Raw genomic sequence first — 18,322 nt, forward strand, 5'->3', positions numbered from 1 at the left:
CTTGTATTGGATAAGCTCACTTTCGCGCTATCGAGAGCTCGTTGCGGTTTATTCTGTTAACGATAATCAAGAAATTTCTGAATCATCGCTCAACAACGCCATCAAATCGGCAAGCACATCGGCATGGTCGTGACTGAACCCGTCACGTCCGGCCACCTTGAGCATCTCGGAGAGTGGAACGGCACCGAGTGCCGCGGCCTCTTCTTCAGCCACCTGCTCTTGCTCGGTGATCTCGCCCTGCTCATCGCCTTCGCCCTGTTCGCCTCCCTCGCCTTCAATTGCGGGAGCCGCATCAGATGACGGCGCCGTCTCGTTGCCATCGAAGAAGACTTCGCTTTCCTGTTCATCTTCCTGTTCAGGGGTGAGGTAGATGACGAAAGTGGTGCTCGCTTCGTTTCCGGATTCGTCACGACCGATCACCTTGATGTCGATGCGCTCGACGCCCAGGGACAAGGCCAGTGCACGATTGACGCGATAAGTCAGCGAATCGCTGTCGAAGACCACATAATCCGGCAGCGGGCTGCCATCGGTACGGGTCGACTCAACCTTGATCTCTTCATTGTTGGTGCTTTCGAATGCGCCCGCCGGCAGTGAGAATTCATAGACAGCCTCGTTTGCCACCACGTCTCGCAGGATGATGGTCAACTGAACCGGCTGAATGCTCGGGATATCCAGCAAGGTGGAATCGCTGAGCGGTTGGAAGAGCTCTTCATCACCTTCCGGGAGGAAGTCTGCTTCGCCCTCATCAGATCCAGCATTTGCGCCGCCTGCCGGGGAACCATTACCGGAGGAGCCTTCGACTGGCGTCACCGGCACCACGGGTTCCGGAACAACGTTGTCGCTGAGACCAGCCACCCGGATCGTCAACTCACCGACTGCCGTGCCCCCTTCTCCATCACTGACCACGAAGCTGAAGTCATCCGTCACCTGCTGACCATCGTCGAGGGACTGGACGGCATCACTGTCGTTGTCCAGCACATAGTTCCAGGTGCCATCAGCAGCGATGATCAACTGACCGTAAGTGCCCTGGATCACGGTGTCGCTGTCAGCGACGGCCTGGCCATTGACGCTCGCAATGAGCAGTGAATCGCCATCGCCATCGACAGTCACCGGTTCGCCATCAGCATCGACCAGCAGGCTGCCCTCGGTTGTCGTCACTCCGTCCTCGGAGACGTCCGCGCTCTGATCCAATGCCTGCGGCGCCGGATTCCCTACCTCGAAGGTGAAGGTCGTGGTGACATCCAAGCCATTCTCGTCGGTGCCCGTCAGCGTGACGGTGTAGATGCCGTCATTGTTGTCACCGCCGGTAGAGGCATCCGGTGACAGCGTGCCGCTGATCTCGCCGGTAGTCGGGTCAATCACCAGGCCGTCCGGCAGGTTGTCGACGCTGTAAGTCAGCTCCGCACCCTCGTCGACGTCGGTGAAGGCATCGGCAATGGTGAACGGTGTGACCGTGTCGCCGTCATTGGCAGTCTGATCGGCCGGCTGTGCCCCATCGACCAGCACCGGCGCATCATTGGTGCCGTTGATGGCGACGGTGAGCAGTGCCGTGTCGGTGCCGCCCTGGCCATCGGAGATCTCGTAGGTGAAGGTCTCGGTGATCACCTCGCCTTCGGCCAGTGCCTGCACTGCCGCGTTGCTGTTGTCCAGCGCGTAGGTGTAGCTGCCGTCTTCGGCGATGGTGACGCTGCCGTAGGCGCCGGTGACCGGCGTACCCGCGGCGGTGTCAGTGCCGGCATTGGCGCCAGCACCGATGCCACTGACAATCAGCGCATCGCTGTCGTTGCCGCCATCGGTGTCGGTATCGGGCTGCGCATCGCTGAGCACGTTGCCGGTCGTGGTGCTGGTATCGCTGGTGGCGACGCCCTCATCCAGCTCGGCGGTGTTGTCGAAGGCTTCCGGCGCCACGTTGGCGACAAAGAAGTTCAACGTGACGTCAGCCGATTGGCCTTGTTCGTCCGTGGCTGTCACGGTCACGGTGTAGCGACCGTCCGTCGTGGTGTTGCCTGACTGAGAGGCATCGTCAGCAAGTGTGCCGCTGATGACGCCCGTCACCGGATCAATGACCAGACCACCTGGCAGGTTCTCGGCCGTATAGCTCAGCTGAGCGCCGCTATCGACATCCTGGAAGGCATCCTGGAGGCTGATCGGTGCAATCTCTTCCCCGTCGCTTCCCGTCTCCACCTGCGGAGCTCGAAGAGTCGCGATTGGCGCATCATTGGTGCCGTTGATGGTGACGGTGAGCAGCGCCGTGTCGGTGCCGCCCTGGCCATCAGAGATCTCGTAGGTGAAGGTCTCCGTGATCACCTCGCCTTCAGCCAGCGCCTGCACCGCCGCGTTGCTGTTATCCAGCGCGTAGGTGTAGCTGCCGTCTTCGGCGATGGTGACGCTGCCGTAGGTGCCGGTGACCGGCGTACCCGCGGCGGTGTCAGTGCCGGCATTGGCGCCAGCACCGATGCCACTGACGATCAGCGCATCCGCGTCGTTGCCACCATCGGTGTCGGTATCGGGCTGCGCATCGCTGAGCACGTTGCCGGTCGTGGTGCTGGTATCGCTGGTGGCGACGCCCTCATCCAGCTCGGCAGTGTTGTCGAAGGCTTCCGGCGCGACGTTGGCCACCGTCCAGGTGAAGGTCGTGGTGACATCCAAGCCATTCTCGTCGGTGCCAGTCAGCGTGACGGTGTAGATGCCGTCATTGTTGTCACCGCCGGTGGAGGCATCCGGGGACAGCGTGCCGCTGATCTCGCCGGTGGTCGGGTCAATCACCAGGCCGTCCGGCAGATTGTCAGCCGAGAAGCTCAGCTCTGCGCCGTTGTCGACGTCAGTGAAGGCATCAGCGACGCTGAACGGCGTGATGGGGTCACCATCGTTACCGTTTTGGTCCACCGGCTGCGCCCCATCGACCAGCACCGGCGCATCATTGGTGCCGTTGATGGTGACGGTGAGCAGCGCCGTGTCGGTGCCGCCCTGGCCATCGGAGATCTCGTAGGTGAAAGTCTCGGTGATCACCTCGCCTTCGGCCAGCGCCTGCACCGCCGCGTTGCTGTTGTCCAGCGCGTAGGTGTAGCTGCCGTCTTCGGCGATGGTGACGCTGCCGTAGGTGCCAGTGACCGGCGTACCCGCGGCGGTGTCAGTCCCGGCATTGGCGCCAGCACCGATGCCACTGACGATCAGCACATCCGTGTCGTTGCCACCATCGGTGTCGGTATCGGGCTGCGCATCACTGAGCACGTTGCCAGTCGTGGTGCTGGTGTCGCTGGTGGCGACGCCCTCATCCAACTCGGCAGTATTGTCGAAGGCTTCCGGCGCGACGTTGGCGACAAAGAAGTTCAACGTGACGTCAGCCGATTGGCCTTGCTCATCCGTGGCTGTCACGGTCACGATGTAGCGACCGTCCGTCGTGGTGTTGCCTGACTGAGAGGCATCGTCGGCAAGTGTGCCGCTGATGACGCCCGTCACCGGATCAATGACCAGACCACCTGGCAGATTCTCGGCCGTATAGCTCAGCTGAGCGCCGCTATCGACGTCTTGGAAGGCATCCTGGAGGCTGATCGGTGCAATCTCTTCCCCGTCACTTCCCGTCTGCACCTGCGGAGCTCGAAGAGTCGAGATTGGCGCATCATTGGTGCCGTTGATGGCGACGGTGAGCAGTGCCGTGTCGGTGCCGCCCTGGCCATCGGAGATCTCGTAGGTGAAGGTCTCGGTGATCACCTCGCCTTCGGCCAGCGCCTGCACCGCCGCGTTGCTGTTATCCAGCGCGTAGGTGTAGCTGCCGTCTTCGGCGATGGTGACGCTGCCGTAGGTGCCAGTGACCGGCGTACCCGCGGCGGTGTCAGTGCCGGCATTGGCGCCAGCACCGATGCCACTGACGATCAGCGCATCGCTGTCGTTGCCGCCATCGGTGTCGGTATCGGGCTGCGCATCACTGAGCACGTTGCCAGTCGTGGTGCTGGTGTCGCTGGTGGCGACGCCCTCATCCAACTCGGCAGTATTGTCGAAGGCTTCCGGCGCGACGTTGGCCACCGTCCAGGTGAAGGTCGTGGTGACATCCAAGCCATTCTCGTCGGTGCCAGTCAGCGTGACGGTGTAGATGCCATCATTGTTATCACCGCCGGTGGAGGCATCCGGGGACAGCGTGCCGCTGATCTCGCCGGTGGTCGGGTCAATCACCAGGCCGTCCGGCAGGTTGTCGACGCTGTAAGTCAGCTCCGCACCCTCGTCGACGTCGGTGAAGGCATCAGCGACGCTGAACGGCGTGATGGGGTCACCATCGTTACCGTTTTGGTCAACCGGCTGCGCCCCATCGACCAGCACCGGCGCATCATTGGTGCCGTTGATGGTGACGGTGAGCAGCGCCGTGTCGGTGCCGCCCTGGCCATCGGAGATCTCGTAGGTGAAGGTCTCGGTGATCACCTCGTCTTCGGCCAGCGCCTGCACCGCCGCGTTGCTGTTGTCCAGCGCGTAGGTGTAGCTGCCGTCTTCGGCGATGGTGACGCTGCCGTAGGTGCCAGGGACCGGCGTACCCGCGGCGGTGTCAGTCCCGGCATTGGCGCCAGCACCGATGCCACTGACGATCAGCACATCGCTGTCGTTGCCGCCATCGGTGTCGGTATCGGGCTGCGCATCGCTGAGCACGTTGCCGGTTGTGGTGCTGGTGTCGCTGGTGGCGACGCCCTCATCCAGCTCGGCAGTGTTGTCGAAGGCTTCCGGCGCGACGTTGGCCACCGTCCAGGTGAAGGTCGTGGTGACATCCAAGCCATTCTCGTCGGTGCCAGTCAGCGTGACGGTGTAGATGCCGTCATTGTTGTCACCGCCGGTGGAGGCATCCGGTGACAACGTGCCACTGATCTCGCCGGTGGTCGGGTCGATCACCAGGCCGTCCGGCAGATTGTCAGCCGAGAAGTTCAGCTCTGTGCCGTTGTCGACGTCAGTGAAGGCATCAGCGACGCTGAACGGCGTGATGGGGTCACCATCGTTACCATTTTGGTCAGCCGGCTGTGCCCCATCGACCAGGACCGGCGCATCATTGGTGCCGTTGATGGTGATCGAGACGACCTGTTCGGCAGTCGCGCCCTGGCTGTCGGTGACGACGACGGTGTAGTCGAGCACCAGGCTCTCACCCACCGCCAGATGATCGAAGGCTTCGCCCTCGACACTGCTGCTGTCGAACTCCCAGTTCAGCGTACCCTCGGTGCTGGCATCATCGATGATCGCCTCGGCATCGACGGAGAGCATACCCAGCAGCTCGGCATTGCTCAGGCCATCGGTATCACCAGTCGCAGTCACGGCGATGACGCTCGGGGTGACGTCGTCGGTGGTGTCGATATCACTGACCGACAAGGTACCGGCGGCACTCAGGGTTGCATCTGTTTCCGTCAGAATCGCAGCCGCGCTGTCATCGCCATCAATGTCGATGACAGGCGCATCATTGGTGCTGTTGATGGTGATGGTGAGCAGTGCCGTATCGACACCCCCCTGGCCATCGGAGATCTGATAGGTAAAGGTCTCGTTGAGGCTTTCCCCGACGGCCAGTGCCTGAACGTCAGGATTGGTGTTGTCCAGGGTGTAGGTGTAGCTGCCATCTTCCGCGACGGTGATGCTGCCATAGGTGCCGGTCACGTCAGTATCGACCGCACTTGCCGTACCGGCGTTGGTGCCAGCACCGATAGCACTGACGATCAGTGCATCGCTGTCATTGCCGCCATCGGTGTCGGCATCCGGTTGCGCATCATCGAGGACATTGCCTGTGGCAGTGCTGGTATCGCCGGTGGCGACACCTTCCTCGAGGTCTGCCACGTTGTCGAAGGCCTCGGGCGCGACGTTGGCCACGGTCCAGGTGAAGGATGTGGTGACAGTGGCGCCATTCTCGTCGGTCGCGGTCAGGATGACGGTGTAGGTGCCGTCATCGTTGTCACCGCCGATGGAGGCATCCGGCGACAAGGTGCCACTGATTTCACCGCTGGTCGGATCAATCTCGATCCCGTCCGGCAGGTTGTCAGCCGAGAAACTCAGCACGGCATCATTGTCGATGTCCGTGAAGGCATCCGCGACGCTGAACGGCGTGATGGGGTCGCCATCATTGTCGGTCTGATCAGCGGGCTGCTCGCCGGCAACCAGTACCGGTGAATCATTGGTGCCGGTGATGGTGATGGTCACCACCTGCTCCGCTGTCGCTCCCTCGCTGTCAGTCACCTGCACGGTGTAATCCAGCACCAGCGTCTCATCCAGTGCCAGATGATCAAACGCTTCCGGCAGGTTCGCGCTGTCGAAGGTCCAGTTCAGGGTGCCGTCGTTGCTGACACCGTCGATGATGGCGTCGGCATCGACGGAGAGCATGCCCAGCAGCTCGGCATTGCTCAGGCCGTCGGTGTCACCAGTGGCGTTCACTGCGGTGACGCTCGGGGTGACGTCGTCGGTGGTGTCCAGATCACTGACGGACAGGGTGCCGTCGGCGGACAGCGGTGCGTTGGTCTCGGTCAGGTCGGCGCTGTCGCTGTCGTCGTTTTCAACGGCAATGACAGGTACATCGTTGGTGCCGTTGATGGTGATCGAGACGACCTGCTCGGCGGTCGCGCCCTGGCTGTCGGTGACGACCACGGTGTAGTCGAGCACCAGGCTTTCGCCGACGGCGAGATGGTCAAACGCCTCACCGGCGACACTGTTGCTGTCGAAGGTCCAGTTCAGGGTGCCGTCGTTGTTGGCACTATCTATGATCGCGTCGGCATCGACGGAGAGCATGCCCAGCAGCTCGGCATTGCTCAGGCCGTCGGTGTCGCCTGTGGCGGTCACGGAATCAATACTGGGCGTGACGCTATCCGAGGTATCCAGATCGCTGACGGACAGCGTGCCAGCAGTGGCAAGCGTGTCGTCAGTCTCGGTCAGCGTTTCGGCCGCGCTGTCATCGCCTTCAATCGCGATGACCGGAGCATCATTGCTGCCATTGATGGTGATGGTGAGCAGTGCGGTATCCGTGCCGCCCTGACCATCGGAGATCTGGTAGGTGAAGGTTTCGCTGAGCACCTCGCCCTCTGCCAATGCCTGGACATCTTCATGGGCATTGTTCAGGACATAGGTATAGGTGCCATCTTCATTGATGGTGACAGCGCCATAATTGCCCTCGACGTCACTGCCGGCGGCGGTGAAGGCGCTCGGGACCGCCCCGAAGGCAAGGCCACTGACGACGAGCGTATCCGAGTCGTTGCCGCCATCACTGTCTGCCTGGTCATTGACACCGGCACCCGCAGCGGCAAGGACATTGCCACTGACGTCACTGCTGTCACCGGCGTCAAGCCCTTCCGTCACGAAGGCAGCATCGTTCTCGGCTTGCGGGTCGACGTTGGCCACGCTCCAGGTGAAGGTCGTCGTGACCTCGGCGTCGTTTTCATCCGTGGCCGTCAGGGTGACGGTATAGACACCGTCGTCTCCGCCGATGGAGGCATCCGGTGACAGGGTACCGCTGATCTCGCCAGTGTCGGCATCGATCACCAGGCCCGGGGGCAGATTGTCAGCGGCGAAGCTCAACACCGCCTCGTTGTCGACGTCAGCGAAGGCATCCGCGACGCTGAACGGCGTGATCGCATCGCCGTCATTGTCAGACTGATCTTGCGGCTGAGCGCCTGCGACCAACACCGGCGCATCATTGGTGCCGGTAATGGTCAGCGTGATGTCCTGAGTGTCGGTGCCGCCATTGCCATCCGCGACATCGACCTGATACGTCAGGGTCAGCACTTCCCCCTGCTCGAGATGATCAAAGGCTTCGGGAAGCGCGCTGCTGTCGAAGCCCCAATTCAGGGTGCCGTCGTTGGCAGTGCCGTCGATGATGGCGCCACCATCCACGCTGAACATCGCAAGCAGAGCGGCATCCGACAGGCCATTGACGTCCCCGTCGGCGACCACCGCCTCGACCGTGGGCGTCACGCTGTCGGAGGTATCGACATCGGTGACCGTCAGGGTGCCATCCGCGCTCAAGCCGCTATCCGACTCTGAAAGCGCGGCGCTGATGCTGTCACCGGCCGCAATCGTGATGGCCGGCGCATCGTTGGTTCCGTTGATGGTGATAGTCAGCTCGGCGGTATCCGAGCCGCCCTGGCCATCGGAAATCGCGTAGGTGAAGGTCTCGGTGACACTTTCCCCCACTGCCAGTGCCTGAACGTCCGGATTGGTGTTATCGAGGGTGTAGTCGTAATCGCCGGCACTATCGAGTGAGATACTGCCGTAGGTGCCCTCGGCAGTTGTCGCCGCGTCCACCACGGTCTGACCCGCCCCGACACCGCTGACACTCAGGGTATCGGTATCATTTCCTCCGTCCGCATCAACACTGGCATCCAGCGCTGCGTCAGTCAGGACATTGCCGCCTGTCGCACTGGTGCTGGTAGTGTCGAGCCCTTCCGACACACTCGCGATGTTGTCCTGCGCCACCGGTGCCACGTTGTCCACATTCCACACGAAGGTGGTGGTGACGGTCGCGTTCTGATCATCGGTCGCCGTGACCGTCACGGAATGTGCGCCGTCGGTGCCGCCCTGGGAGGCATCGCTGGTCAGCGTTCCGCTGATCACACCTGTTTCCGGGTCGATGGTCAGGCCGTCCGGCAGGTTCGCCGCGCTATAGGTCAGCACGGCATCGCCATCGACATCCGCGAAGGCGGTGGAGACATCCACCGGCGTCACTTCATCGCCATCCGCATCGTTCTGCTCGACGGGTTGAGCGTTGTCCACCAATACCGGGGCATCATTGGTGCCGTTGATAGTGAGTGTCAGCAGAGCAGTCGCAACGCCACCCTGGCCATCGGAGATCTCGTAGGTGAAGGTCTCGACCAGACTGTCGCCGATATCCAGCGCCTGAACCGCTGCGTTGCTGTTGTCCAGCGTATAGGTGTAGCTGCCGTCCGCTTCGATCACGACGGCGCCATAGGTGCCGGACACCTCGGTATCAGCTGCAGACCCCGTGGCGACGTTCTCGCCGAACCCGACACCGCTGACGACGATGTCATCGTTGTCGTTGCCGCCATCACTGTCCGTGCCGGCGTCGTTGATCACGTTCCCCTGAGCCTGGCTGACGCTGGTGTCTGCCACGCCTTCATCGAGAGAATCGCTGTTGTCCTCTGCCACCGGCACCACGTTGGCCACGGTCCAGGTGAAGGATGTGGTGATCACCCCACCGTTGCCATCGTCCGCAGTGAGCACGACGGTATGTACCCCATCACCCTCAGTACCGCCCTGAGAGGCATCGCTGCTCAAGGTGCCGCTGATGACACCCGTCTGCGGGTCCAGGTTCAGGCCGTCCGGCAACTGTGCGGCGGTGTAGGTGAGCTCGGCACCGTTATCGACATCATCGAACAGGTCGGCCACCGAGAACTCTGTGATCGCCTCGCCATCTTCATGGGCCTGGTCACCCTGGGTCGCGACGACGGTCGGCGCGTCATTGGTGCCAGTCACGGTGATGGTCAAGGTGCTGCTGGATTCGGCACCGTTATCATCCTGCACCGTGTAGGCGATGGTGGTGGTGGCGCTCTCGCCGACCGCCAGGGTGTCGAAATCGGTCCCCGGCGCGAAGGTATAGCTGCCATCTTCGGCGATAGTGATGCTGCCGCCCCCGGTCATGTCGACCGCGGCATCCACGCCGGCGGCGGTGCCCGCGACCTGACTGACGACGCTTGTGGAGCCTGTGTCGATATCGGTGTCATTGCTGAGCACACCCTCGACGGCGTCCACCACCAGGTTGGCATTTTCGGCCGTGGTGCCGGTATCCGCTTCGGCCACCGGCGCATCGTTCACGCCGGTGAGAGTGATAGTGACCGTCGTGGTGGTCTCGCCATCGGCGTTGGTGACCGTGAAGGTATCGGTCAGCTCAACGCCCTGGTTGAGTTGCTGCACGGCATCTTGCGCATTGTCTGCGCTATAGGCCCAATTGCCATCGGCATCGACCGTCAGCTCGCCATACTCCCCGGTGAGGGTAGCGGCGGTGAACTTGTCTTCGCCTGCATCCCCGCCGCTACCTGCCGCCAAAGTGCCGGCAGCCACGAGGTCTCCCTCACCATTGACCGCTGTGTCTTCCGTGACGTCGCCAGTGGCCGGCGTCAGAGTCGGCACATCGTCAACGCCATTGATGGTCACGCTGACCGTGGCGGTGGAGACACCGCCCAGGCCATCGCTGACCTGATACGTCAGGGTGGTGACAGCGCTTTCGCCGTTCTTCAGCGCTTCGAAATCGCCGCTGGGATCGAAACTCCAGCTGCCGTCAGCATTCAGGGTGAAATCACCTCCCTCACTGCCGGTAACCGGCTGACCGACATTCGCACCACTGCCATTGACCTGACTGACGACAAGTGCGGAGTCAGCGTCCACATCAATGTCATTGACCAGCACATTGGTCGTGTCGGCCGTGGCCAGCGCAGTGTCTTCATCAGTGGTTGAGGCATCATCGGTCGCGACCGGAGCATCGTTGGTGCCATTGATGGTGATCGTCAGCAGCGCTGTATCGGTGCCACCCTGGCCATCGGAAATCTCGTAGGTGAAAGTGTCCGTGAGACTGTCGCCGACATCCAGCGCCTGGATGACGGAATCGGTGTTATCGAGCGTATAGGTGTAGCTACCATCCTCGGCGATGGTCACGCTGCCGTAGTCACCTTCGACCGGCGTACCGGCCGCAACATCCGTGGCCTGATTGGCGCCCGCCCCGACTCCGCTGACGACGATGGCATCGTTGTCATTGCCACCATCACTATCGGTACCGGCGTCAGACGTGACATTGCCGGCGGTCGTGCTGACGGAATCAGTGGCAAGTCCTTCAGAGATATCGTCGCTATTGTCCTGCGCAACGGGGTCCACATTGGCCACGGTCCACGTGAAAGTCGTGGTGACAGGCGCATTGTTTTCATCCGTCGCCGTCAGCGTGACGGTGTGAACGCCCCCGCTACCGCCCTGGGAGGCATCACTGGTCAGCGTGCCACTGATCTCACCGGTATCCGGGTCGATGCTCAGCCCGTCCGGCAGGCCCGTTGCCGAGTAGGTCAGCACCGCGCCGTCATCGGCATCCGCGAACAGATCCACCACATCAAAGGGCGTGATGGCCTGACCATCGACGCTGTCTTGAGCAGCCTGGGTCTCCACCACGGCCGGCGCATCATTGGTGCCGGTCACGGTAATCGTCAGCGTATTGCTCGACTCGGCGCCATTGTCATCAATGACCGTATAGGCAACGGTGGTCGAGGCAGACGCGCCCTCGGCGAGATAATCGAAGTCAGTCCCCGGCACGAAGACATAGCTGCCATCCGCGGCAATGGTGACAGTACCGCCCCCTGCCATGGCGACCGCTGCCCCAACGCCCGTCCCCGCGCCAGCCACCTGGCTAACCGCCTTGGTGGAACCGGTATCGATATCCGTGTCATTGGCCAGTACGCCATCCGCAGCCGCGACGCTCAGATCGAGGTTTTCCGCAGTCTCGCCGGTATCGGCAACAGCGACCGGCGCGTCATTGACACCGGTGAGGGTGATGCTGACGGTGGTCTGGGTGACACCATCAGCATTGGTTACGGTCAGGGTATCCGTCAGCGTGGCGCCCTGATTGAGCTGCTGAATGACGTCCTGAGTATTGTCGGCACTGTAGGACCAGTTGCCATCGGCATCGACCACCAGCGCCCCATAGGTGCCCGTGACTGTCTCAGCCGTGAACTTGTCTTCCCCGGTGTCGCCGCCAGTGCCCGCGTCAAGCGTACCGCTGGTGGTCAGGTTGTCGGAGGTGACATTGGTATCTTCGATGACATTACCGGTATCCGGGGTCAGCGTCGGGGTGTCATCGACACCATTGACGGTCACGCTGACGGTGGCGGTCGAGACGCCGCCCTCGCCATCACTGACCTGGTAGGTAATGGTGGTAACCGCGCTCTCACCATCGGTGAGGCCGTCGAAATCAGCGCCCGGATCAAAGCTCCAGGTGCCATCGGAATTGACCGTGAAGGAACCGCCTTCGCTGCCCGAGACCGCGCTGCCCACCCCGCCAGCATTGCCATTCACCTGGGTGATGGTGAAGTCGTCAGTGGGGGTATCCAGATCCGTGTCGTTGTCGAACAGATTGGGGGTGTCAGCGGTGGTCAGCGCCACGCCTTCGTCGGTGGCATCGGCATCATCATTCGCGACAGGGCTGTCATTGGTATCCACGACTTGCAGATAGCCAGTCAGGACATTGCTATCCAGCCCGACACCATCGATTTCGGCCAGACCGTCGTTGTTGCCGTCATTGACGACTACGGTGTAGGCACGCGTATTGGTGTCCGGGTTATCGCTGGTGTTCTGATAGGTCAGCGAGTCAATCAGCGCCGAGACCTGGGCTGCCGTCGCGCCGGAGTCCAGCGTCACCGTCAGGGTGCCGTCTGCAAGAGAAGCACCGGCGAAGCCCGCCAGAGAGTCATCGACGGCAAACACATCGGCAGCCGTCGCGGCATCGATGGAAACCGTGATGGTGCCACCACCGAAGTTGTCACCGACCAGTGCAGTGTCGACATCTGAGAGCGAGGCCCCGGCTACCAGCGAAACTTCGTTGGTTCCGGTGCCTTCACCGCCAGCCTCGACAGCTGAAATGGGGAAGGCTTGCGCAGCCGTGCCACCGGAGAGTACCGGTGCATCATTGATCGCATTGACCGTCGTGTTGAGGGTGTCGGCATCGGTCACACTTGACCAGATACCGGTCTCGTCAAAGGTGGAGACATCCACGGTGGTTTCAGACGTCACGGCTCCGCTACTGTCATCCGCCACGACGTAGGTCAGGCCAGCCGGATCACCGTGGTAGTTCTCCGCCGTAAGGAAGCGCACTGAGTCAGTCGTCGACAGCACCAATGCATTGCTGTCACTGACATCAGCAGGGACATCGATCCAGGAATCGCCGCCGTCAGTGGAGTACTGCCAGGTCCCTTCGCTGTCATCGGAGGGGTTGGAGATGATGGCGATACCTGCCAACACATTGGCAGAACTGCCATTCAGGCCATTCTCATCGATCTGATCAACAGTATCGTCGAAGTTATCGCCCACCAGCTCCGCGACGGTGGCGCCAGCCGGATCGGTGTCGTCTTCATTGATGGCCGCGAGAGTGACACTGTCATCAGGTGTCGTCGGGGCATCATTGACGGCAGTGATGCTGGTGTTGATGGCAATGGTGCTGCTTGACCAGACGCCAGTCGCCAGATCGCGGTCACCATTGGCAGTTTGATTCAGATTACGAAGATCATCGGCATCGGTACTGGTAACCAGTGCTGCGCTGTCATCACCCAGACGTACGGTCAGAGCACCAGGCTCACCATTGAAGTCGTCGGCAGGTACAAAGCGAATATCGGCATCAGCAGGCAATATGAGGGCATTATTGTTACGCAGATTGCCTGGGATCTGCTCCCAGGTGCTACCACCATCAGTGCTGTATTCCCACTCCCCTTGCGCATCGGTAGACGTATTCTCGACGATGGCAATATAGGTGAGATCAGTCTCGGTGGTGGCAGCGGTATTGCCATTCTCATCGGTCTGATCATCGGTGGTGTCATCGTACTGATCGACCAGCAGCGTATAGAGATCCGTGCCGGCGATACCATCTGCCGCGGTGTCTTCTGCAACGGAGGCCACTGTTTCCGCTGTACCGGCGGCAAGCGGACGGTCATTGACCGGGGTGACCGTGAGAGTGATCTCACGGCTCGCCTCCTCTGCACCGCCCTGGCCGGTATTGCCGGCATCATTGAAAACGATTCTGAGGGTATCTTCACCATAGAAGTCGGCTGCAGGGGTATAGACCTCGCTATTCAGTGAGTCCTGGAGCGATGCGACAGTCCCAGTAAAGGTGATGGTGTTTGTGCTATTGCTGAAGGTGCCGTGATCCACGGTCAATGTCAGCGTCAGGTTGTCAGCACCGAAATCATCAGCATCATCAAGGGTCACCCCGAGCGCTGACAGCGTGAGACTGCCATCTTCGACCAGCGTGGTAGTGCCGGTCGCTGCAGAAATGGTAGGTGCATCGTTGGTGCCGGAAACATTGACCGTTATGGCGGTGGAGACAAGGAAGGCATTGGCTAGAGCCAAGTTACCATTAGCATCATCACTGAACTCGACATCAAGTATCACTGAGGTATCTGCGTTCACTTCAGCGGCAGTCAATACGAGGTCTTCAAGCGCGGCATTGATTTCGCTGAGCGTTCCCGTCAGGGTAACCTCGCTGGTACCGTTGCCAGTGACACCGGTCGCATCCATATTCAAGGTGCCGCCTGTTTCACCCGTGGCGCCGCCTCGCACAGACACTGTAACGGTCTGGCTATCTTCGAAGACTTCTTGACCGACATCATTGATGTCTGCGACGGACAGGCCACTGATGGTCAAGGGCTGACCATCATCCATCGTTTGCACCGGTGTGGTGGAAGTCAGTACCGGCTCATCATTGACCGCTGTCACGGTGATGTCTTCCTTCACGACAGTTTCAATGGCGGTACCGGTCCCGTGCAAGTCAGTATCCTTCGCCGTGACGGTCAGCTCGACGGCACCATTGTCATTGGCATCCGGCTGGTACTGGACGTTTGCCAATGCCGTCGCAAGCTCTTCCTGGGTACCCTTCAGCTCGATGCTGGCAGTGCCGTCATCGGTGACCTCAACATCACCGGCATCACTGATCTGCAGCGTGCCATTTGGAACGCTCAGTACGACGGTGATATCGGTATCGAAGCTGTCAGCGTCCGTCACCGTGATGGTGCCGATATCCTGATAGCCGCCATCTTCCGTGACAGTCAGAGAGTCGGTATCCGGCAACGTGACAACAGGAGCATCGTTCTCGGTGGAAACCCACAGTTCGATGCTCGCGGTGGCGGTATTGAACTCATCACCAATCGTCACCCCTCCCTCGTTGGCTTCGCCGCCATTCAAGGAGCCATCGTCCAGACGATCATCTACTACGGCTTCCACCGTCCAACGTGCATCGAAGTCACCGGCCTCGCCGGCCAGCACCATCTGGACTTGCAGGTTTTCCAGTAGTGCCTGCACACCCTCCAGCGTGCCTTCAAGCACCAGAGTGTCAGCCGACAGGTTTTCCGTTGCCTGAGTGCTGAAAGTGGCGTCCGTGGTTACCGACGCATCTGTAGTCAATATTGCGGTAGTAAAAGGAACAGTAGCTCCCGTCTCATCCTTCAGCGAAAGAGATACCGTGATGCTATCCGTCTCGCCAGCATCAATACCCGAGCTGGAGTCGAGATCCAGAATATCGACATCACCAATGACAAAGGCATCACCAAGGTCCAATGCTGAAAGTGCTGTGGAAGCCGGGATCAGTCTGTCTTCTGGCTGGGTTGCCGTGATTTCCGGCGAATCATCCAACGGGGTGATATCAATGCTGAACGTCGCAACGTCGGTCGTCAGCGGACCATCACTGACAGTAAAGGTGAAAGCATCAGAGTGGATTTCCCCGCCATCATGCTCATAGGACAGTGCCCCACTGTCGATGTCGGCCTGGGTGAAGGAGCTACCGACGCGCAGCACCTTGCCATTCACCGTCAAAGTGCCGTTCTCCGGCAGGCTCGTGATCACGAAGGTCGACTGACGCGTGGTGTTGTCGCTGTCCACAGCCTGCAGCAGGCTATTGTCGATGACTGCCGTTTCCCCTTCCCCAAGGGTCAGCACATTGTTGGCGGAAGTGGACGACTGATCCAGGGCATCAATGACCGTCTGATCCGCAGCATCGGAGGTCAGCGGAATCAGAGGGGCATCATTGAAGGGTGTTACTTCGATAGTGACGTTGCCGACATTGGAGACGACACTGGTATCGTTCCCATTGTCTACCGGAGTAGAAGAATCCGTCGCGAAGGGATCTGACGGCGCCGTCAGGTCATCACGCACGATGAAAGTGAAGCTATCGTTCAGGGAGTCGACACTTTCACCACCGTCGTGAACGTAGCGCAATCCCCCCGTCTGACCATCCGCCTGCGCGGTCAGAATCGCCTGGGAGTACCAGACATCGGTGGAGGCTGCCTCCCAGCTGTCGCCATCCCAGACTTCGAGTGATCCACCGCTCAGCTCGGTGCTGGTGATCTGGAACCAGAGGTCATCACTTTCCCCCTCGCCGTCCAGATTCTCCAGACTGCCGTCCACATCCGACATCACCAGATTGGTGATACGAACGATGCCGTCGGTCGTATCGGTCTGCTCGAGCAGATTGACACTCGAGTTACCCGCGACGGGAGCATCATTGACGGGTGTTGCGTCGATGGTGAAGACATCGGTAATGGGGTCGAGCGTGTCCGGATCCTTGTCGATGTCCGTCGGCAGGATGGTGAACGTGAAGCTGGACTCATGATCTTCGCTGCCATCGTGCAGGAAGGTGACCAGCCCGTTATCGATGTCTTCCTGGGTGAAGCTGCCGAAGTCGGAAATCGGCTGACCATCCAGGAATAGCGTTCCGTTGGTCGGTATGTTCGTCACGGTGTAGACGATCTGGGTCGCAGGCAGCACGTAGCCGTCCAGCTCGGCGCCATACTTGAGCATATCGTCTGTGATGACCACCGCGGTGGAAGCAGGATCGGACGTGCTTTCGCTCACGATGACGCCGGTATTGTTCACTTGCTCGGCGTAGATGGTTTCCTGTTGCTGCTCCCCGGGGCCACCGGCCACATTGTCAATCAGGAAATTCAGCGTACCGACGGTCGGTGAATCCGCGCCGCCCCAGGTCCCTGCGTCTCCTGCCTCTTCAAATGCCTTAAATTCGGAATCCACCAACGTGAAGGTGAAGTCGTCCGCCGTGCCTCCAGTGCCATCCACGAGGGTCTGTTGATAGCGGACTTCGCCCGCCGTGACCTGCGCCTGCGAGAAGGTGCCACCCACCGGCAGCTTGACCCATTCAGTCCCATTGAGAATCTGGATCTCACCAAAGCTCGGCAAGGTGTCGATCTTGTAGCTCAGCTGATCATCGGTGCTGTCCGGGTCTATCGCGTTCAGGGCAGATGCATCGATCAATACCGCCTCACCAGTGGCATCCAGCGCGTCGGTGGTGGGCGTCAGCGTCGGGTCATCATCATTCTCGAGAATGCTGATCTCGACGGTACGCTCACTGGAAAGCTCATTCCCCGCCCCTTCACCGCCACCGGCGTCGGTCACCTTGATGGTGAAACTGGGCAAGTCATCGACAATCGGCTCGTCCCCATCATGGGCGAAGGACAGATACTGGAGCTTGTCTGCCGTGAAACTGGCAGCCGCATCCGACGTGTCGGAGATGATCTCATCAGTGTCTGCGATACCGTCCTGGTTGAGATCCAGATAGAGGGTGCCACGCTCCGAGAGATTGCCCAGCTCCGTGATTTCCACCGTTGCATTGGCCGCCGCATCGGCATGCCCGGACTCTTCATCGGTATAGCTCAGACCCAGCGAGGTATTTTCGCCCTCGAACTGCTGCGGGTCGCCCGTGACGGTCGGCGCGGCGTTGTCAGGAATCAGCTCGATATTGAGGATATTGGAGGCCTCACCACCCGCGCCATCCACCACCGTGATGGCGAAGCTGTCACTGTCTCCGACGGCCACATCGCTGCCACCATGGGTATAGACCAGCTTGCTGAGCTGGTCTGCATCGAAACTTGAACCAATTGCCACCGGAGATCCATTGAACGTCAGCGAGCCACCCGTCGGCAGGCTGTCGATCTCGATGATCAGCTGGTCGGTATCCTGCTCGCCACTGACGACATCTGGATCACTCAGACCCAAGGCTTCAATGGAGAAGGTGAAGGTTCCCGCCTCGGTGACCGTCGCACCGCTGTCCCCGAACACCGGGTCATCGTTGACAGGCGTCAGAGTGGCAACGAAATCGAGGCTGCCTCGGTCGGTATCCACCACCCCGTCTGTGGTTTCGGTGAGGCTCAGGCTCAAGGTGATATCGGCGGTGTAATCGTCCCCCGGAGTGACTACGAGGCCGGCAAGCTCATCGGTGATCTCCTGAGCTGTACCCGTCAGGGTCGCGCTGCTGCCGCCGCTACTGAACTCCGCCCCGGCATCGGCGGCTGCCTGATCCAGATTCAGTGTCAGCGAGTACTCATCCGTGGCGTTACCCTCATCATCCACGTTGCCACTGTCCGTGACACTCAGGCTCGAAAGCGAGAATTGCGTATCTTCGGTACCCGACAGCGAAGCACCAGTATTGGTGGCCGACACAGTGTCGCCGTTGCTATCGGCGCCCTCGGCAATGGTCACGGCAGCAGCGGCATCCAACAGCAGACGGGGCTCAAGGGCCTGAAGATCGAGTTCGCGCATGGGCGGGCACCAGTGTAATTGTGTTTAGACAGACAGTAACAAAAATATACATTGAGAAGCACATTCCCGCAAA

At 60.6% G+C, this 18,322-nt stretch carries 1 protein-coding gene; it reads right to left on the minus strand.

Translation table 11 applies throughout. The features are described 5' to 3' along the window. Positions 1 to 66 precede the first annotated feature (66 nt). A complete protein-coding gene (locus tag QD356_RS06475) occupies positions 67 to 18,249 on the minus strand; it encodes a VCBS domain-containing protein (RefSeq protein ID WP_279877253.1) in 18,183 nt (6,060 codons plus the stop codon). Between the last annotated feature and the right edge of the window lie 73 nt (positions 18,250 to 18,322).

Source organism: Cobetia sp. 2AS (assembly GCF_029846355.1).
Classification (GTDB): Bacteria; Pseudomonadota; Gammaproteobacteria; order Pseudomonadales; family Halomonadaceae; genus Cobetia; species Cobetia amphilecti.

Coding starts and splice junctions, on each gene's coding strand:
- QD356_RS06475 (WP_279877253.1), bottom strand. CDS start 18,249: ATGCGCGAACTCGATCTTCAGGCCCTTGAGCCCCGTCTGCTGTTGGAT.